The following is a 19,532-nucleotide window of genomic DNA, read 5'->3' as shown; positions in this document are numbered from 1 at the left end:
TTAAAAGTATCGTTACCGCTTAAATCACGTGAATTAACATAAATAAAAAACTGTAGATCCCAATAAGATGGTATATAAATTGCTCAGGATAATAAAAATATTATTGCAGGAGAGAAATGCTACTGCATTCGCCGAAGGAGCAAGGTCCCAGGAAACTCTCAGGCAAAAGGACTGCAATAATATATTAAACTCTGGAGAGAAGTGTTGAATCACTCACCGAAGGGGGAAGGTTGCTGCATACAGCTATGATGCAGTCACCGAAGCTCTCAGGTACACATGACAGATGGGAAAGACATCACATATTGAGGAGAGGTGTCTATGCGTCATGTTATTGTGGTGGGGGCAGGCATTACCGGTGTAACAACAGCTTATGAGCTCGCCTTACTCGGTTATCAGGTCACGGTGGTTGACCGTCATCTTTATCCCGCGATGGAAACATCCTTTGCTAATGGCGGGCAACTTTCTGCCTGTAATGCAGAAGTCTGGAATCAAAAAGCCACTGTGTTGAAAGGCATCAAATGGATGTCACAAAAAACCGCACCGCTATTGCTTAATCCTTCTTTTAGTCTGCATAAATATAGCTGGCTGATGGAATTTCTAGGTCATATTAAAAACTATGAAACCAATACCCGGGAAACGGTAAAAATCGCATTACTGGCCAGAAAACGTCTGTTTGAAATTGCCGAAATTGAGCAGATTGATTTTGATCTGGAAAAGCGCGGAATTCTACATTTCTACCATAATAAAGCTGATTATGATGTCGCAATTAAGGTCAATGATCTCCTATGTAGTGGTGGTCTAGAACGTAATGCAATTACCAATGAGGAAATCAAGCAGATTGAACCTGCATTAACTGGGGATTATTACGCGGGGTTTTATTGCCAGAGTGATGCGACTGGAGATATTCATAAATTCAGTACTGGACTGGCAAATGCCTGTATGAAAAAAGGGGTGAACTTCGAATTTGGTCAGGATGTATTTGCGGTCGATCACCAAGCACAGCATATTACGGTTAAATGCAGACCAAGCCCTGAAAATGTGCGTGCCAATGCTGAAGATGTGCTCGAGATTCAGGCGGATGCCATTGTGGTATGTGCAGGCGTAAGCAGTTATCAGTTGGCAGATCTGTTGGGTGAGCGAGTGAATGTCTATCCGGTAAAAGGCTATTCAATTACCGTACAGCTGAATGATGAGCAAAGTCAGCAAAATGCTCCTTGGGTCAGTCTGCTAGATGAGAGCGCCAAGATAGTCTTGTCACGTTTAGGTAAAGACCGCTTACGTGTTGCAGGAACCGCGGAATTTAATGGTTATAATCGGGATATTCGTGTTGACCGAATTCAGCCTTTAATTGACTGGACACAACGCAATTTCGATCTGTGTACTGAACATGTGGTTCCATGGGCAGGTCTGCGTCCCATGATGCCGAACATGATGCCAGTGGTGCGCCGTGGTAGACAGGAACGTGTCTTTTACAACACCGGTCATGGACACTTGGGCTGGACATTATCAGCGGCAACCGCAGCGATGATCAGTCAGGAAATAGCTCAGCACTATCCAGCCTAAGTAAATAGCCCGCTTTCGGGTTATTTTAAAGATCAAAAAATAATTATTCATTAAGCTCCTTCTACCTGAGCAAAAAATTAGGGTCAAGGGAATCTTTATAAAAACCTCTCCTATAAGGAGAGGAAATTTCTAGTTTAAATTTTTAAATATTAATTAGGACATTGATAGATAAAAATAAAAGTCGGCTGTTTAATCATATAAACGATAAATACCACTAAAGCGCTCACAGCCTTTTTGTTCAGTACTGACCGTCAAGATTGCCTTGCTATAGTTAAAGGTATATTTGCAGTCATGCTCATTATCCGTAATCTGGCTTTTAGTTTCCGTCGTGGTATAGGCCAAAAAAGGAATGGTCTGGGTTTCTGCACGATTATTCGGATTGCGGTAGGCGATCCCTTCAATCTTGATGCGATCTTTCGTCAGCTGATGAATCTTAAGATGAATCGGCTGCTTGGCCATTTGTCCCTGTTCAAACTTCAGATAGTGCTGAGTCAGGCTCTGATTTAGGGAAATATAAATATTGAGGTCATCCAGACGCTGGTCAAATTGCTGTTTAAAGCAGTCCAGCGTCTTACATTGCTGTAAGCGTGTACTCCATAGCTGCTGAGTATCTTGTAATAAGCGAACAGGCGCATCTGTAATCAGAAAAGCGGTAAAATATTGATCTGTCAGTTTTTCACGCGGTTCATCAAGAGAGGCTGAGCAGATCTTTTTCATGGCTGCGTTATTGTTATGATGACTGTTACAGTCCAGCGATTCAGCATGAATGCTGCTAGCAAAAAGGCCTGTCCCGAGTAAAAGTCCCATTATTTTCATCATATTTATATCAGTTTTCAGTAGCATGATCGCTTATACTTTCACTGTGTTACGCTAGGTCTAACTATAGCGAAATAGAAACGTCGTGTACAAGATTTCAATCAGTTATTTCTAAAGGATATAAAAGTGATTGCACAAATTCGTATTGGTCAGGGACTGGATGTACATGCATTTGAAGAAGGTGATTTTGTCACTCTGGCAGGTATTCAGATTCCACATACGCATGGCTTGAAAGCACACTCTGATGGTGATGTGGTTTTACATGCACTTTGTGATGCTTTGCTAGGTGCCTTGGCGCTAGGCGATATTGGCCAGCATTTTCCAGATACCGATCCGCAGTTTAAAGGTGCAGACAGCAAGGTTTTATTAAAGCATGTCTATCAGCTGATACTGGATCGTGGTTATCGCCTAAATAATGCTGACATCACTGTAGCTTGTGAACGTCCAAAGCTGGCTAAACATAACCTGGAAATGCGTCAGAGCATTGCCGATGTACTGGATGTGGATGTGACTCAAATCAGTATTAAAGCCACAACCACTGAAAAATTAGGATTTACTGGTCGTCAGGAAGGTATTCTGTCTATGGCAACTGTTCTGATCAGTCATTACAAATAACATCAACCGAAGTTATTGGGATGAATCAGGGATAATTCCAGTTCCTGTGTTGCTTTACGGCCTTGCAGCTGTAGGGCAACCGCATGAATTAAACCGGTCCAGGTTTCATTCGGTTCCCAGAGCTGATGCAGATATTCCTGTGCGGTCGGCATGTCCATATTCATATAGTATTGACGATATAAATACATCAGGCAGCTGACATGATAATTCTGTGTACAATGTACCCAGACCATTTGTTCTTTGACCAGATGATCAATCAGATCCAGTACCAGCAGGCATTGGCTATCCGAAGGGGTTTCCCAGGAGATCGGCAACTGGATATAGTTCAGGCCAAGATCAAGACAAATTTTATCTTCATGTAACAGATGATGATCGCTATCTGTTAATGCCACATTGATTACGGTGGATACGCCGTATTCTTTAATCAACCTCAGTTGTTCAGTTGTCGGCTGACCAGAGCTGAACAGATGGTCATGGATGAACTGAAAATTTTCAATTTGACTTAATGCAGTTTCAATTTCATTCATCAGATAAAATTTTCCTTGTTCAGAAATGAAAACGCCATCTTGTCGATGGCGTTTGTCAGTTCGTTTAACGATTAGGTAAAACGTCCTTCAATGCCTCATGCATGTCAAGCAACACTTTTTCTGTGGTCTCCCAATCGATACAGCCATCAGTCACTGATTTTCCATATTCCAGATCACAAAGATTGGCAGGAATATCCTGACGGCCACCTTTCAGGTGACTTTCTACCATAATACCAACAATTGACTTGTTTCCATCAAGAATTTGTTCAGTAATATTTTTTAAGACAAGCGGTTGTAAGTACGGGTCTTTATTTGAGTTTGCGTGGCTGGCATCAATCATGATCTTGCCGCTGACTTTGGCTTTCGCAAGAGCTGCCTCAGCATCTGCAACTGAACCTGCATCGTAGTTAGGTTTGCCATTACCACCACGTAGAACCACGTGTGCATATGGATTCCCTGAAGTACGAATCACCGCAACCTGACCTTGGTCATTTAGACCCAGGAAGCTGTGACCATGTTTAACAGATTGCATTGCATTGGTCGCAACAGTTAAGCCACCGTCTGTACCATTTTTGAAGCCGACTGGTGAAGACAGGCCAGAAGACATTTCACGGTGAGTTTGGCTCTCGGTAGTACGTGCACCGATCGCTGACCATGAAATTAAATCCTGATAGTACTGTGGAGAGTTTGGATCCAGTGCTTCTGTTGCACATGGCAGGCCAAGTTCATTCAGCTCCAGTAACAGTTTACGACCGATACGCAGACCTTTCTCAATATTGAAAGAGTCATTCATATCAGGGTCATTGATCAGACCTTTCCAGCCTACAGTTGTACGCGGTTTTTCAAAATAAACACGCATTACGATATACAGGCTATCTTTTACTTTTTCGCTTAAAGCTTTTAAACGTTCAGCATATTCATGCGCAGCCGCTGGATCATGAATTGAACATGGACCAATTACTACAAAAATACGCTTATCCTTGCCATCTAGGATATTACGAATCGTTTCACGACCATGCAGTACGGTTTGATAAGCAGTTTCAGTCAAAGGTAACTCTGCTTTCAACTGAGCAGGTGTTACCAAAGGAATCATGCTTTGGATATTCACGTCATCAATATCTGATGCTGAAATAGGTTTTGACTGTAGTGTATTCATTGCCGTCACTGGTTTGATCATACAAAAGGTTGTTTAATAGCCTGAATATAACATGAATGATGCGTCACTTTGTTATAAAAAAGATGAATACTTCTTTGAAAAAAAAGTGATGAATCCATGATTTAGTTTAAACAGCAGGAGCTTTTTCTGCTGTTGTTATCAATTCAGGTTGGGCGGATTGTACCGGTTTTGACTTGACTGGATTCACAATGAAATTCACGCCAAGACAGAACAGGGTAATCCCAAGAATTTTACGGATAATTTTCTCTGGCATACGTGAACTGATCAACGTACCAATCACAATCGCTGGAATAGAACCGCAAAGTAACCAGCCTAATAAAGTAAAGTCTACATTACCTGCGCTCATATGGCCCAGACCTGCGACTAAAGTTAGAAGTACGGCATGTACCACATCCGAACCGATAATACGGATCATGGGTAGATTCGGGAACATGAGGATCAAGGCCATAATACCGAAAGCACCGGCACCGACAGATGACAGGGTCACAAACACGCCCAGTACAATCCCCATGATCACGATCAAGACACGTTTATTGCCAGATTTAAAGTCAACTTTGTCTAAATCCTGAGTCATGTCAGGTAGTTCTTGTTTGCGGTATTTATTAAAGAACTTTTCAATAGAATTGCGGAATACAATAGATGCACCAGTAAGGGTCAGCATAAAGCCCAATACCATGGTCAGCGTTGCTTTATAATGTGTCGATTGACTGAGGTAATTCTCTAGTACCCAGTGGGTCACAAATGAGGCAGGGATACTGCCGATCGCCAGCCAGATCACAATAGGCCAGACAATATTCATTTTCTTGGCATGAACCAGTGAACCACAGAATTTAGAAATTGCGGCATAAAGAAGGTCTGTACCAATCGCGATATGCGGTTCAACCCGAAGCAGTGTAATCAGGATTGGGGTCATCAACGAACCGCCACCGACACCGGTAATCCCAACACAGAAACCAACCAATACACCTGCTAAAATAAATTCAATCGGACCAAACATGCATATATGCCAAAATCAAAAAACGAGCATATCTTATGACTTTTAAATATAAGTCGTTGTCTTGATTATTGATTTGCTTATTCTAAAAAGAGATAAAGACTATAAAATTTAAAGTAATTCATCCTGATTTATATTTTAATTTGAATCATCTAGCATACCTTTCTATTGCTAAGTATGAAAATTGATAAAGCTTCTGCAAAATGCCTTTTTATTTATTTGTTTAAAGATCAGCCGCTTTAAATTTATTTTAATTTTTAAGCTGGGCTAAGGCGCGCGCATTGTCCAGATTCCAGTAGTTTAATTATTTGAGGTAGCCAAGATTTGTGAGTTCAACACTTAGGCATGCTCAAATCATGCTTTATGATAGAATCTGAACGGAATTAATTTGTCTCATTTGAGGGAATACACTTGCAAAATCGGAAGCTTAAAATCGGAATCGTGGTGGGAGAGGTATCGGGAGATACGCTTGGTGCGAAGCTCATCCGTAGTTTTCGAGAGCAGGGTATTGATGCAGAATTTGAAGGGATTGGTGGGCCGCAAATGCTGGCTGAAGGCTTCAAGAGCTACTATCCAATGGATATTCTCTCAGTCATGGGCATTGTTGAAGTCCTGAAAGATATTAAAAAACTGTTCGCGGTTCGTGATGGTCTGGTCGAGACCTGGATGAAAGATCCCGTCGATGTTTTCATTGGAATTGATGCGCCTGATTTTAATTTGCGACTTTCCAAGACCCTGAAGCAAAAACAGTTACCGATTAAGACCGTGCAATATGTCAGCCCTTCGGTCTGGGCATGGCGTCAGGGACGTGTGCATGGCATCAAGGCCAGCATTAATCTGGTACTGTGCCTGTTTCCATTTGAAAAAGCATTTTTCAAAAAATGGGATGTTCCGGCTGCTTTTGTCGGTCATCCATTGGCAAGTCAGTTACCCCTCAACAATAATCTGGCTGAAGCGCAGGCAGAACTGGGCTTAGATCCTGCACAAAAATATATTGCACTGCTGCCAGGTAGCCGCCGTGGTGAAATTGAACGCTTAGGACCATTGGTACTGGATGCAGCCAAAATTCTGCATCAGAAATATCCGGATTATACGTTTCTGATTCCCGCCATTAATGAGATGCGTAAACAGCAGATTGAAAACTTGCTGGCACAATATCCGGACAGTTTAAAAGCACATATCCGCCTGATGGAAAATACCAGTAGTGAGTCAAAAATTGGCCGTCAGGTGATGAATGCATCTAATATCATTGCGTTAGCTTCAGGCACTGCGACACTGGAAGCCATGTTATTGCATCGTCCGATGGTGACCTTTTATAAATTGCACTGGCTGACTTATCAGATTGCCAAATTGCTGGTCAAAATTCCTTATTTCTCATTGCCAAATATCATTGCTGGCAAAAAAGTCATTCAGGAATTGATTCAGTCTGAAGCAACGCCTGAAAATCTGGCTGCTGAAATTGAAAAATTGATGGATATTGAAGCAGCTCAAATTCAAGTGATGCAGCATCTCACTATGCACAAGCAGCTGCTTTCCGGCAACAGTGAAGATCCTGTCAAAGCGGTACTAGACTTAGTCCAATAAAGGCGTCTTGCTTTTCTGACAGGCAATACGATATTGGGTCGGGGTTTGTTCAAACTGTTTTTTAAAGCTTTGACTAAACGCCGTTTCCGAAGAATAGCCCACCAGATAGGCGATCTGCTGAATGCTAAATCCGCTATTTCTGAGATATTGTGCTGCCAGGCGAAGTCGATGCTGTTGCAGATAAGCCAATGGTGGCTCACCAACAATCTGGGTAAACAGCTGGGCAAATTTGGAACGCGACATATGGCATTGTTCAGCCAGGCTTTCTACGGTCCAAGGCTGTTCTGGTTTGCCATGAATTGCTGCCAAGGCATTAGATAGTTCAGGATGCGAAAGAGCATTCAGCCAGCTCGAAGCATTTTCCAGATTCAAAATATAATCTCGCACGCATTCAATCAGTAAAATACTGACCAGATGATCCAGAATCTTGTCCCGTCCCGGACGAAGTTGCTGGGTTTCCAGCGCCAGAAATTGCAAACCAACCTGTAACCACTCTGGTGCTGTATCTCCCAGAATATGCTGAATGTGCAGAAATTTAGGTAAAGCACTCAGTAGCGGTTTCGCCATCTGGATATCCAGATTGGAACGAATCGCCAGGATAAAACTGCGTTCTGCTGAATGGGTGATGTTGAGATCCACACATTGCTGTGCATGAGTCTGAAAATAAGAATTAATCGAATGATGTTCAGAAAAATCCGCATTGCCGGGACTAGAAATCCGATGGGCAGAACCAGCAGGCAATAACACAAGATCACCTTGTTGCAGCTCAAGCAGATCGCCATCTTTAAATATTAATTGAGCTTGACCTTGTAATAACACATAAGCCAGCATGGACGGTTCATACTGATAATCAAACCCGCCTGGATGAAACACATTGAGGTAGAGATATTCTGATTTTTCCAGATGAATATCATCAAAAATTTTACTTAAAGCATCCATGCCTGACTCTGTTCTTTTGTTTTAATTCATTTAATTAAATTTAAATAGCCCAGTCTTGTGATTTAAGGCCAAGATTTGGCCTATTGCGCCAAAGACGCTGACATAGTTTTTCTGGACGTTCAATACTGTTCGCTAATGCTGAAATATTCAACTATATGTGCAGAGTAACATAAAAAAGGAGGGTCGCAATGAATGCCCCTGCACAAATTAGCAAAGCTCAGTTCACGCAGGATGCGTCAGCACTGAAAGGTTTACAACTGGATAAAAAACGTTTTGGCTGGCTACTCAGTCCTGGTTTGCCTGTGATCGGTATGGGAATTCTGGCTGGCTATCATTTTGGTCCCAAAGCCACTAAAAAAGTCTTTGCGATGGGTGGGCCTTTATTATTACATGTGATTATCCCAACATTAGATGCTTTAATTGGTGATGATGCCAATAATCCAAATGATGAGCAGATTCAGGCATTGGTCAAAGATCCTTATTATGATCGGATCGTGAAGATGTTTATCCCATTGCAAATGGCTGCCAATGCTTTTGCAGGCTATGTCGTATCCCGTCCTAATGTTTCTCTGGTCGATCAGGTTCTACTTGGCATATCTATGGGGGCGATTAATGGAATCGGCGTGAATACTGCACATGAGCTGAGCCATCGCCCTCAGAAAAAAGATCACTACTGGTCACATGCCAGTCTGATGCCACTGGCTTATAACCATTTCCGGATTGAGCATCCTTATGGACATCATAAACGGGTGGCGACGCCAGAAGACCCGGCATCTTCGAAAATGGGTGAATCCTTCTACCGTTTCTGGCCACGTACTGTATTGGGTGGCTTGAAATCAGCAATTGAGATAGAAAAAAGACGTTTGGAACGTAAAGGCTTAAAATTCTTTAGTCAGGAAAATGAGCTGTTTCATGGCTGGGCGATGAGTGCGGGCTATCATGCCTTGATGCTGAAAACGTATGGCAAGAAAATTATTCCTTATACGCTGACCCAGGCCCTCTATGGCATCAGCCTGTTTGAAATCGTGAATTATATCGAACACTATGGATTAAAACGCGGGCAAAAAGCAGATGGTACCTATGAGCGAACCTTGCCCGAACATAGCTGGAACAATAACAACATCGTGACCAACCTGTTCCTGTACCAGTTACAACGCCATTCGGATCATCATGCCTATCCAAGCCGACCATTTCAGGCATTGCGACATTTTGATGAAGCACCAGAATTACCAAGTGGTTATGCCACCATGCTGATTCCGGCACTGATTCCACCATTGTGGTACAAGATGATGGATCAACGTGTGTATCAGCATTATCAAGGCGATCTGACTAAAGCGAATATTCTGCCTTCGAAACGTGCCAAGCTGCTTAAGAAATTTGGTCTAAAAGACACTGCGGCTTGATGATGTAAACAAATAAAAAATGCGCCATTCGAGGCGCATTTTTTATTGAGTTTTATTTAGAACCAATCACTCTGCATCTTCAAACAGGTGTCATCGAAGTTCATCAGTAATTTGGCCTGATGTTCAATTTCAGGCAGTTCCCAATGAATAAAATATTGAGCTGCCTGAATTTTACCGGCCAGAAAGGCTTGATCTTCCTGTTGAGAAGATGTGCCAAATTTAAGTTGAGCCTGATTGGCCATTTCCAGCCACAACCACGCGATAATAGTTTTGCCCATCATATCCAGATATAGCCCAGAATTGGCCAAAGCTTCACTAACTTTGTCTTGATGCAGAGCCTGACCTAAAACCTGTGTGGTTTTTTGCACAGTGACAAGATGCTGTTTATAGACATCTGCCAGTTCTGTTAACTTGCCATCCTGAATTTCAGACAAGGTTTTCTGGATGCGTTGCATGAGCAGGGTCAGGCCTTTGCCATTGTGCTGCCAGAGTTTACGACCTAGTAGATCCAGAGACTGAATCCCATAAGTGCCTTCATGAATCGGATTAAGGCGGTTATCCCGATAGCATTGCTCAACCGGATATTCACGCGTATAGCCCGCACCACCCAAGACCTGAATCGCTAGATCATTGGCTTTAGGACCATAGGCAGAAGGGAAGGACTTGACCACTGGTGTAATGAGATCCAGCAAAATGGCACTCTCTTCATCTTGTGCAGCCTGATGTTCATCAATTAAACGAGCTGCAAATAAGCACAGCGCTAAAGCACCTTCAACATAAGATTTTTGTGCCAATAACATGCGTTTGACATCAGTATGCTCAATGATATTCACGGGCTTGGCATCAGGTGTCTTTTCGTGAACCAGACGACCTTGAGGACGGTTCTTGGCATAGTCCAGAGACTCCAGATAACCACGATAACCGATCATGGCTGCCCCTAGACCGACACCGACGCGCGCTTCATTCATCATCTTGAACATATATTTTAAACCTTGTCCCACTTCACCAATTAAATAGCCTAAGCAACGATCGTTTTCCCCAAAGCTTAGAACTGTTGAAGTTGTGCCGCGATAGCCCATTTTGTGTAGCAGGCCAGCCAGATGGACATCATTGGATTCACCTACAGTTCCATCTGTATTGGTTTTGAATTTCGGCACGATGAATAGGGAAATACCTTTTACCCCTTGCGGAGCGTCTTGGATACGAGCCAGAACCAGATGCACAATATTTTCAGTAATGTCCTGATCACCACCAGAAATAAACATTTTCTGGCCTTTAATTTTGTAGCTTCCATCTGACTGAGGAATCGCTTTAGTGGTCAGATCTCCCAAAGAGGAACCCACATTCGGCTCGGTCATCGCCATAGTTCCAGCAAAGCGGCCACTTAGCATATGCGGCAAGAACATTTGTTTTTGTTCTGGAGAGGCAAAGGCTTGAATCAGATTTGCTGCAGCGGCTGTCAGAAAAGAGTAGGCAACAGTCGAAGGATTTGCCGACATGAAATAGGCATTACAGGCCATATTCACCAAAGTCGGCAATTGCATGCCGCCGTCTGCGTAATCATGCTGGGCGCAGAGTAGACCAGCATCAGCAAATTGTTGCCATGCTATTTTTACTTCATCAATGGTCTTCACCTGTTTGCCATCAAAGCTCGGTTCGTGGTGATCAGCCTTGGCATTATGCGGCGCAAAATAATCGGTCGCGATGCCTTTTGCCGTTTCCAGAATACTATCAAAGGTATTTTTGTCATGATCCTGATAGCGTTCCAGTTCAGTTAAGGCTTCGAGTTTGAAAACATCATAAAGCAGAAAATTGAGGTCTTTATCATTAATTAGCTGAGTCACGGTATAGTCCTGAATGTGCAATCCTTGAGATAGCATCAAGACTAACAGTTGCATTTATCAAGGAGGATTGTCAATAATGACATGAAACGGGTGAAAAGCGACAAATAGAACAATATGCAACAGGTAGTGATTTTAGGCTTTGATGGTGCTTTGGCTTCAGCAATTACAGGTGTCGTCGACTTATTCGCCATGGCTGGCGTCAGCTGGAATCGGATTCAGCAGCAAAATGTGCAACGCCTGTTTAAAGTCAGGATCGCCAGTCCAGATGGACAACCAATTCGTTGTATTAACGGCCTGGAATTACCAGCTCATTGTTCATATCAAGAAATTCAAACAGCAAATATTCTGGTAGTGCCGACCATCGCCGCGTCTCTTCAAGAGGTACTGGATGAAAACCCAGGCCTGATTCAGTTTTTAACTTTCGCTCATGCACAATCCATCTTAATCGCTGGAAATTGCACCGGGAATTTCTTTCTGGCAGAAGCGGGTATTTTAGATGATCGTGTAGCGACCACACATTGGGGTTTTCAGGACATGTTTCGTGCACGTTATCCTCAGGTCAAACTCAATGCCGATCTGATGATTAGCCGGGATCAGAATATTTACTGTGCAGGTGGAGGCTTGGCCTGGTTTGACCTAGGCTTGCATCTGATCGAACGTTTCTATGGTTTTGAAGTTGCCATGCAATCTGCCAAATCCTTTGTGATTGATTATCGACGCGATAGCCAATTGTCTTATTCCTTAATGAAGATTGGTCAACCACATCATGATGAACTGGTGCAAAAGGTTCAGGACTGGTTAGAGCAGCATTTTCATGAAGAGTTTACTTTAAATGCGCTGGCAGAACGTTTTAATGTCACCACTCGTACTTTAATCCGGCATTTTAAGCAGGCGCTAAATATTGCACCGAATCAGTATCTGCAAGCCATTCGTATTGAAGCGGCACGCAAACGGCTTGAGGAAACCGATCAGGCCATAGATCTGATTATGCAAAATGTCGGCTATCAGGATCCAAGTTCATTTCGGCGTTTATTTTATAAGAAAACAGGGTTAACACCTTTAGAATATCGCCGTCGTTTTAGTCGACGTTTCTAGATTTTGACAAAAAGAGAGATTCGAAAAGCTCTCTTGGCATACATATTAGCTAAAGACGTCTTTACGTAAATAATGCGTATAAATGGTTGAAGCGATGCTTTGCAGGAAGCCGGTGAACATAATCCAGTAAATAAAAACTTCACGTTCTAACCATTTTAGTCCGAAGCCTTCAAATCCGATGATGATCAAAAAGGCTGAACTAATCCCCAAAAATAAAATGTTATAGGATAATGACTTCTGCTTTAATAAAATCATTGTTCCTCTTTCGTCTTTGGCTTCCTGTGAGCATTCAAAGCGTATTTTATATATTTCACAGCAAATCACAGCCACCACAATACTTAAGATACTAGCCATCAATACCCAATATAGTGTCATGTTACTTCCTCGGCATAACTAAACAGTTCCTCAATCGTCGTTTCAAGTGCATTTGCTAACTTGAATGCCAGAATCAAGGAAGGGTTGTACTTCTCTTTTTCTAATGCGGCAATCGTTTGGCGGCTGACTGCCACTGCATCAGCAAGCTGTTGTTGTGTCCAACGTTTTTTAGCACGGAACACGATGATGTCATTCTTTAACATGTCTTTACTCCAACATCATTCAAAATGTAATATATATTTAACATTATGTAAACTATATATTTTATAATGATAAAAATAAGTGTCATTTAAAAGATTGAGATATAAAAAACGAGCTAAATGCCCGTTTAAAAATTTTTGAATCAGCTGGTTTATGCTTTGACTGAGGTCGATTTAACCTTGCGGCCATGCAGCAGGTAATACCAGATCAGACAACTAAAGGTAAGCACTGCGGAAAACAAATAAAGCTGACGATAACCCACCTGATCCAGCAGCATACCGAGGAAATAAGGTCCGAAACCAAGACCGGCATCTAGTGCAATAAAGAAAGTCGAGGTCGCCAGACCCATCCGTTGCAAGGTGGTACTTTTCACGGCAATAGTTTGACACACGGACTGGATATTTCCAAAACCAAAACCTAATAACGCGGCACTCGCCAGTAACATCACAGAGTTTTGTGCCTGACTCAGCATTAGAATACCTACTGCCATAATCACGATTGCAGGATAGATAATGATGTTTTCACCTTTACGATCCATTAATGGGCCAGTAAATGGACGCGACAGCAGAATGGCAAAAGCATACATCAGGAAGAAGAAAGAGGCTGCTTCGACCAGATTGATGTCTTTGGCATAGAAGTGGATAAAGGACAATACGCCTGAATAACAGGTAGCCACCAGCAGGACAATGATAGCAATCGGCAAGGCATTCGGCTCTACATACTGAGCGAGCTTACTGGCAGATTGTGGAACAGAGGAAGTCGATGTACCACTCGCTTTAAGGCGCGGCGGCTGGATAAACAGACCGCAAATCAGGCAGCTGAGCGCAACAATAGTAGTAAAGATAAAAATCACCTGATAATTAAAATTCGTCATCAGCCAGATCCCGACAAAAGGACCAATCGCTGTACCAAGCGTACTGCTCATACTGAAATAACCAATACCTTCACCACGTCGTGTTGCTGGAATGGTTTGCGCAATTACTGTGCCGAGTACGGTAGATGCCATACCCATCATAAAGCCGTGTATCAGACGAATACCCAATAACACTTCTAGTTTGGCCGGAATCATATAAAGTCCGGAAAATAGCAAAAAGCCAGTCAGGCCAATCACCAGGGTATTTTTTAGTCCTAGACGATTCAGCAATTTCCCAATAAATAAGCGTCCAATTAGCGTTCCGACAATAAACAGACCGGATACCAGACCGGCTTGTGCAGTCGATGCTCCCAGTTCAGCGACCGAGAAACCGACAATCACAATCACCAGCAGGTAAAACACCAGAACGAGCTGGAAATTAACCAGACTGACCAGGACGAAATTAGAGGTCCATAAGCGGGCTTGATCTTGGCTCATTGTGGTGTTTCCTGAGATGAAGGATGTAATTGCTGAATCAGCTGTACCAAAGTGTTTTTACTGCTTTGCAGATCATCTGCATCAATCTGTTGCAGTAAGTGATCTTCAAAAGCATCAATCTGTTTAGAACACAGGTTAAAGGTTTTAATCCCTTGCTCGCTGAGTTTGAATAATTTCTGACGTTTATCTTCGGTTTCGATCTGGCAGATTAAGTCGAGTTCACTTAAATGCTGGATACGTTTGGTTATGCTTGGTTTTGAAACATTTAAATAGCTTGAAATATCAACCAGTGTGCATTGCTGTTGGGATTGAATGGTATAGAGCACTTGCCATAAGGAATAATTAAGTTGGGAGGATAACAAAATAGTATTGATTTCATCACTCATGAGTCGTGCGCAACGCAGCAACAGTGAACGAAATCTGGAAGAGGGTTGAAACATATAGTTAACCTGGCTAACTAAATTGTGCCTAATTTACGCCTCTTTATTCAATTAGACAAGAGGGAAATTTTGAAAATTTTTGCATGGTTAACGTCTTTTTGACTAAGTTATTACAAGTCTTTAACCTGATTAAAAAACAATCAACAAAAGACTACATACTTTTAAGAATGATTCAGCCTAAGCTACCTAAGCACTAGAAAAATCCATCACTTAATAACTGAAGGGCAGATATGCCAAATAACACTGCATAGGTGAAGTTTATGACTCTGGGTTTAACTGCATTAGAGTTAGCACGAATACAGTTCGCCTTTACTGTATCTTTTCATATTATCTTTCCTGCAATTTCAATCGGATTAGCAAGTTTTTTGGCTATTCTGGAATGGCGCTGGTTAAAGACTAAAAATCCGATTTTTCAGGATCTGTTCAAGTTTTGGGTCAAAATTTTCGCCGTCGCATTTGGTATGGGCGTCGTATCCGGTGTGGTAATGAGCTATCAGTTCGGAACCAACTGGAGTGAGTTTTCCCGGGTCGCTGGAAGTGTGACCGGACCCTTGCTGGCTTATGAAGTTTTAACTGCGTTCTTTTTAGAAGCCGGATTCCTGGGCATCATGCTCTTTGGCTGGGATCGGGTTGGCCCACGAGCGCACTTTTTCTCCACTTTAATGGTGGCAATCGGCACCTGTATTTCCATGTTCTGGATTTTATCTTCCAATAGCTGGATGCAGACCCCTCAAGGTTTTGCGATTGAAAATGGCCTGATCGTCCCGCAAGACTGGGTAGCGATCGTATTTAACCCGTCTTTTCCTTATCGTTTGGCTCATATGGCAATGGCCGCCTTTCTGGTCTCCGCCTTACTTGTAGCCTCAACAGCGGCATGGCATCTGATCAAGGGCCGTCGAGATCCTTTAGTCAAAACTTCATTTTCCATGGCCATGTGGCTGATTCTGGCACTTGCACCTTTACAGATTTTTGTGGGGGATATGCATGGTCTGAATACGCTTGAACATCAGCCAGCCAAACTGGCCGCGATGGAAGGCCATTGGGAAACCAATCATGATGAAGGAATGCCTTTATACCTGTTTGGGATTCCAGACATGCAAGCTGAAGAAACCAAATATGCCATTGGTATTCCTAAATTGGGTAGCCTGATTCTGACGCACTCTATGGATGGAAAAGTCACGGGGCTTAAAGATTTTGCGCCTGAAGATCGACCCAATTCACTGGTCGTGTTCTGGAGTTTCCGGATTATGGTCGGGATGGGTATGTTGATGCTCCTGCTTGCATTATGGGGGTTATGGTCACGTACCCGAGGACGTTTTTATGAGTCACGTGGTCTGCATCGTTTTGCACTCATCATGGGGCCATCCGGATTTCTTGCCATGCTGGCAGGATGGTTTACCACAGAAGTCGGCCGTCAGCCTTGGGTCGTTTACGGCATTATGCGGACCAAGGATGCATTATCGCCAGTGTCTGCTGAACAGGTTGGTTTGACCCTGATTATCTTTGTTGTGGTGTACTGCGTTGTTTTTGGCGTGGGAATTTTCTACATGATGCGCCTAATGCATAGAGGTCCAGAATTTATTCATTCCAGACCACACCATGAATCGGATAGCGATGTGGTTCAGGCTTCCCGTCGACCATTGAGCAGTATTCGCGAACGTATTGAAGAGGTTCCTGAACATCCGGATCAGGAGGATAAAAAATGATTGATTTATCATTAATTTGGATTGCGATTATTGGCTTGGGTGTACTGGTCTATACCATTCTGGATGGTTTCGATCTGGGCATTGGCATTCTATTTCCATTCTTCCCGCATCAGGATGAACGCGATGTCATGATGAATACGGTCGCTCCGGTCTGGGATGGTAATGAAACCTGGATGGTTCTAGGGGGCGCCGGATTATTTGCTGCCTTTCCATTGGCTTATTCGACGGTACTCTCAGCGCTATATATGCCCATTATCCTGATGGTGATCGCCTTGATTTTTCGTGGTGTCGCTTTTGAGTTTCGTTTTAAGGCGAATAAAAGCAAACACTGGTGGGATAAAGCCTTTATTGGAGGATCGATCGTTACCAGTTTCTTGCAAGGGATGATCCTGGGTGCATATATTCAGGGGATTGAAACACGAAATGGTGTCTATGTAGGCGGTGGTCTGGACTGGCTTAGCCCATTCAGTATCTTTACCGGAGTCAGTGTCGTGGTGCTATATGCAGCATTAGGCTGTGGATGGCTCATTTATAAAACCGGTGATGATTTACAGGATCGCATGTTTAAACTGATGCCGAAACTGATTATTGCCTTACTGATTATTTTAGGCGCTGTTAGTGTTTATACGCCGTTGACCCATCCGCAAATTGCGGAGCGTTGGTTCAGCCAGCCACAATTTACCTACTTTATGCCCGTACCGATCTTGGTCATATTGTTTACCTGGCTGGCCTTACGCGCCTGTAAAAGACGCAGTGAACTAGGTCCATTTTCCTATATGCTGGTGCTGGTATTCCTGGCATATACCGGTTTTCTGATTAGTCTGTGGCCATATATTATTCCGCCATCAGTCACGATCTGGCAGGCAGCGGCACATGAAAATAGTCAGTTATTTGCTTTGATTGGAGCCTTAGTCCTGATTCCGATTATCGTGATTTATACCTGCATGTCCTATTGGGTATTCCGACACAAGGTGCGTGTTGGTGATGATGGTTACCATTAAGGAGCAGGTATGACACGCAAACAGATAGTATGGTTTGTAGGCTTATGGCTTGCAGGTTTTTTGACACTGGCACTTATTGCAGGGGCATTCCGCTTTCTGGTGCATTTGGCCTATTAGGTCATCCTATGAACTGAACAAGCAAAAGGGATTTGTTAGTACAGATCCCTTTTTTATAAGCTAAATTTTAGATCTTTAAAATCAAGATGAGGCTTTGATCTGTTTACGATACACACTTGGACGGACAGGGCGGCTATTTTTCCATAACCCTTTTTTCTGCTTTTTGGCTTTATTCTGTAGTTCCATCATATAGCATAAATGGTTTTTATCCCGGATATATTCCTCATAAACCCATGCCGCACCACGTTTCACAATTTCTTCATTGATATTCTTGCGATAACGATAGACCACACCGACACAGCGACCATATCGGTCAATATCAGTAATTTGTACACGAATCATTTTATTTTTAACCATACTTTGAACCAGGCGTAGCGATTCCTTACCATAAGCCTGTGAAGATTCAGGTGCATCGACATAAGCAAAGCGCAGTTTGGTCTCAGAGCGACGGATATTAAAACGGTAGCAGGTGAGGGTATCGCCATCACTGACAGCAATAACCCGGCACCAGTATTTCTTACCTTTCTTAAAGGGGCGAAATAGGTCCTTTAAATACACCGTAATTTTATGCAGCAAATAATAAGAAAAACACAGAAGTGCGAAGCCCAGCACAATTTGCCAGGTGGTGGAGAGATGTAACAAGGGCAAGATCCAAATCAGCAAAAACAGCCGCATAAACACAGCTAAAAGTTGAGCCATTTTAGATCAAAGCCACTCCGCATAGGGCTTAAAAAGCCATCAATCAGTGTTTAGTTTTGTACCGATAAAATAGCCTAAGCACTATCAAATTAGGCCAATCTCAATCCTAAAACCTGATAATAAAAATAGCCTAAGCAAGTTTAAATTATCTCATAAATAGCCTAAGCAAAAATTTTATAAATTTCATTTCTCAAAAATTGATGCCTTTTATTCTCCTGCAAATCTCTATGCCAATACATCCCCATATTAATTTTCGGAAGTTGTACAGGAACGTCAAAAATATTCAGACAGTTTGCTAACTGTAGATGAGTCAAAACATTTTTAGGAATTGTCAGCATGGCAGTCTTTTGCTGTTCCAGAATTTGCAGGGCTGTGGAATAGTGCTGACAACGTAAAAAAATCTGTCGGGAATAATGTTTTCGACTTAAATATATATCTTCAACTAAAACTCCCGTACGGCGTGAGGAAACGCCAATATGAGGTGAGGCCAGATAAATCTGTTCATTCATTTCTGTTCGTTGTGTACAGACCACGAATTCATCCTGTACCAGTCGTTCAAACTGAATTTTTTCACTAATACTTTGCTCCAGATCAATAACAAAATCGACCTGTTGAGAGGCAAGATCTGCAGCAATATTTTTACGGTCGAGTTTCATGCTACTCAGTTGAAGATCCAGGTTAATTTTTTGGAAATGTTGAACCAGTTTAGGAAAGATCATGGGTTCAATTTCGTCATGTACAGCAATTTTTAAGCTATGAATCGATTCCGGTCTGAATTGCTGATGCTGCATCGAAATATTCTGAATCGTAAAAAGTGCATTTTTAATTTCAGGATAGATCTGATCCGCAAACGGCGTAGGTTGCATCTTGCTACCAGTTCGCACAAATAAATCATCCTGTAAATGCTGTCTTAAACGTTGTAAAGCATGACTGGCCGCTGACTGGCTTATTGATAGAATTTGCGCAGCTTTAGAAATACTGTTTTGTTCGTAAATGGCAATAAAAAGTGGATAAAGATTAATATCAATACGATGAAAATTTCGTAGATCCATCACGGTTTTTGAATGAATACTATGCATACTACT

The 19,532-nt window shown here is 42.5% G+C and carries 20 protein-coding genes and 1 riboswitch; of the genes, 8 read left to right on the top strand and 12 right to left on the bottom strand.

Going from position 1 to position 19,532, the window contains the following annotated elements:
* Positions 1-96 precede the first annotated feature (96 nt).
* A riboswitch (glycine riboswitch) is annotated at positions 97-184 on the top strand.
* A gap of 134 nt (positions 185-318) precedes the next feature.
* Positions 319-1,563, top strand: a complete 1,245-nt coding sequence (locus FTV18_RS08095) for a D-amino acid dehydrogenase (RefSeq protein ID WP_180017437.1) — start codon at positions 319-321, stop codon at positions 1,561-1,563.
* 189 nt (positions 1,564-1,752) lie between these two features.
* Here FTV18_RS08095 and FTV18_RS08090 read toward each other — a convergent pair whose 3' ends face one another.
* Positions 1,753-2,406 carry a hypothetical protein gene (locus FTV18_RS08090; protein WP_159122884.1) on the bottom strand — a complete coding sequence of 218 codons (654 nt, stop codon included), beginning with the start codon at positions 2,404-2,406 and terminating at the stop codon, positions 1,753-1,755.
* Between the two features lie 99 nt (positions 2,407-2,505).
* Here FTV18_RS08090 and ispF point away from each other — a divergent pair, with 99 nt between their 5' ends.
* A complete protein-coding gene (gene ispF / locus FTV18_RS08085) occupies positions 2,506-2,994 on the top strand; it encodes a 2-C-methyl-D-erythritol 2,4-cyclodiphosphate synthase (protein WP_034171374.1) in 489 nt (162 codons plus the stop codon).
* Positions 2,995-2,996: 2 nt separating this feature from the next.
* Here ispF and FTV18_RS08080 read toward each other — a convergent pair whose 3' ends face one another.
* From FTV18_RS08080 to FTV18_RS08070, 3 genes are all read right to left on the bottom strand, one after another.
* On the bottom strand, positions 2,997-3,521 hold the full coding sequence (locus FTV18_RS08080) for a protein tyrosine phosphatase family protein (RefSeq protein WP_180017435.1): 525 nt from the start codon (positions 3,519-3,521) through the stop codon (positions 2,997-2,999).
* A gap of 64 nt (positions 3,522-3,585) precedes the next feature.
* The gene (locus tag FTV18_RS08075) at positions 3,586-4,677 is read right to left on the bottom strand and encodes a 3-deoxy-7-phosphoheptulonate synthase (RefSeq protein ID WP_125278643.1); all 1,092 of its coding nucleotides are present in this window, start codon (positions 4,675-4,677) and stop codon (positions 3,586-3,588) included.
* A 127-nt stretch (positions 4,678-4,804) separates the two neighbouring features.
* Complete coding sequence (locus FTV18_RS08070; RefSeq protein WP_166138184.1) at positions 4,805-5,695, bottom strand: sulfite exporter TauE/SafE family protein; 891 nt, start codon at positions 5,693-5,695, stop codon at positions 4,805-4,807.
* Between the two features lie 408 nt (positions 5,696-6,103).
* On the opposite strand from FTV18_RS08070, the gene lpxB reads away from it, so the two are divergent.
* On the top strand, positions 6,104-7,276 hold the full coding sequence (gene lpxB, locus FTV18_RS08065) for a lipid-A-disaccharide synthase (RefSeq protein ID WP_180017433.1): 1,173 nt from the start codon (positions 6,104-6,106) through the stop codon (positions 7,274-7,276).
* On the opposite strand, the gene FTV18_RS08060 is transcribed toward lpxB, so the two are convergent.
* Positions 7,265-8,215: an AraC family transcriptional regulator gene (locus tag FTV18_RS08060; protein WP_180017431.1), complete on the bottom strand. Its 951-nt coding sequence runs from the start codon at positions 8,213-8,215 to the stop codon at positions 7,265-7,267. The genes lpxB and FTV18_RS08060 overlap by 12 nt on opposite strands.
* Before the next feature lie 188 nt (positions 8,216-8,403).
* Here FTV18_RS08060 and FTV18_RS08055 point away from each other — a divergent pair, with 188 nt between their 5' ends.
* Complete coding sequence (locus FTV18_RS08055) at positions 8,404-9,618, top strand: alkane 1-monooxygenase (RefSeq protein WP_180017429.1); 1,215 nt, start codon at positions 8,404-8,406, stop codon at positions 9,616-9,618.
* Positions 9,619-9,674: 56 nt separating this feature from the next.
* Here the strand turns inward: FTV18_RS08055 and FTV18_RS08050 are convergent, their stop codons facing one another.
* Positions 9,675-11,498 carry an acyl-CoA dehydrogenase gene (locus FTV18_RS08050; RefSeq protein ID WP_180017460.1) on the bottom strand — a complete coding sequence of 608 codons (1,824 nt, stop codon included), beginning with the start codon at positions 11,496-11,498 and terminating at the stop codon, positions 9,675-9,677.
* A 78-nt stretch (positions 11,499-11,576) separates the two neighbouring features.
* Here FTV18_RS08050 and FTV18_RS08045 point away from each other — a divergent pair, with 78 nt between their 5' ends.
* Entirely contained in the window at positions 11,577-12,557 is a 981-nt protein-coding gene (locus FTV18_RS08045; protein ID WP_180017428.1) for a GlxA family transcriptional regulator, read from the top strand.
* Between the two features lie 45 nt (positions 12,558-12,602).
* Here the strand turns inward: FTV18_RS08045 and FTV18_RS08040 are convergent, their stop codons facing one another.
* The 4 genes from FTV18_RS08040 to FTV18_RS08025 all read right to left on the bottom strand — a co-directional run bounded on the left by FTV18_RS08040 (position 12,603) and on the right by FTV18_RS08025 (position 14,924).
* Complete coding sequence (locus FTV18_RS08040; RefSeq protein WP_052026307.1) at positions 12,603-12,932, bottom strand: hypothetical protein; 330 nt, start codon at positions 12,930-12,932, stop codon at positions 12,603-12,605.
* Positions 12,929-13,135, bottom strand: coding sequence for a helix-turn-helix transcriptional regulator (locus FTV18_RS08035; RefSeq protein WP_034702754.1), 207 nt, complete (start codon positions 13,133-13,135; stop codon positions 12,929-12,931). Before FTV18_RS08035 ends, FTV18_RS08040 begins: the two co-directional genes overlap by 4 nt.
* A gap of 149 nt (positions 13,136-13,284) precedes the next feature.
* Positions 13,285-14,484 (bottom strand): MFS transporter, encoded by a 1,200-nt coding sequence (locus FTV18_RS08030; protein WP_159122894.1) that lies wholly within the window; start codon positions 14,482-14,484, stop codon positions 13,285-13,287.
* Positions 14,481-14,924 (bottom strand): MarR family winged helix-turn-helix transcriptional regulator, encoded by a 444-nt coding sequence (locus FTV18_RS08025; RefSeq protein ID WP_180017426.1) that lies wholly within the window; start codon positions 14,922-14,924, stop codon positions 14,481-14,483. The genes FTV18_RS08030 and FTV18_RS08025 overlap by 4 nt, the downstream gene beginning before the upstream one ends.
* A 260-nt stretch (positions 14,925-15,184) precedes the next feature.
* Here FTV18_RS08025 and FTV18_RS08020 point away from each other — a divergent pair, with 260 nt between their 5' ends.
* The 3 genes from FTV18_RS08020 to FTV18_RS08010 are packed head-to-tail and all read left to right on the top strand — an operon-like array spanning position 15,185 to position 17,748.
* Positions 15,185-16,630 (top strand): cytochrome ubiquinol oxidase subunit I, encoded by a 1,446-nt coding sequence (locus tag FTV18_RS08020; RefSeq protein ID WP_180017424.1) that lies wholly within the window; start codon positions 15,185-15,187, stop codon positions 16,628-16,630.
* A complete protein-coding gene (cydB, locus tag FTV18_RS08015) occupies positions 16,627-17,631 on the top strand; it encodes a cytochrome d ubiquinol oxidase subunit II (protein ID WP_180017422.1) in 1,005 nt (334 codons plus the stop codon). Before FTV18_RS08020 ends, cydB begins: the two co-directional genes overlap by 4 nt.
* A 9-nt stretch (positions 17,632-17,640) precedes the next feature.
* Positions 17,641-17,748: a DUF2474 domain-containing protein gene (locus FTV18_RS08010; RefSeq protein ID WP_104426067.1), complete on the top strand. Its 108-nt coding sequence runs from the start codon at positions 17,641-17,643 to the stop codon at positions 17,746-17,748.
* An 81-nt stretch (positions 17,749-17,829) separates the two neighbouring features.
* Here FTV18_RS08010 and FTV18_RS08005 read toward each other — a convergent pair whose 3' ends face one another.
* Together FTV18_RS08005 and FTV18_RS08000 are read right to left on the bottom strand one after the other, a co-directional pair.
* Entirely contained in the window at positions 17,830-18,447 is a 618-nt protein-coding gene (locus tag FTV18_RS08005; protein ID WP_180017420.1) for a thermonuclease family protein, read from the bottom strand.
* Positions 18,448-18,608: 161 nt separating this feature from the next.
* Positions 18,609-19,526, bottom strand: coding sequence for a LysR family transcriptional regulator (locus FTV18_RS08000; protein WP_180011020.1), 918 nt, complete (start codon positions 19,524-19,526; stop codon positions 18,609-18,611).
* Positions 19,527-19,532 lie beyond the last annotated feature (6 nt).

The sequence above is a fragment of the Acinetobacter sp. YH12241 genome (genome assembly GCF_013417535.1).
GTDB lineage: Bacteria > Pseudomonadota > Gammaproteobacteria > Pseudomonadales > Moraxellaceae > Acinetobacter.
This window is presented reverse-complemented; position numbering and strand designations above follow the sequence as displayed.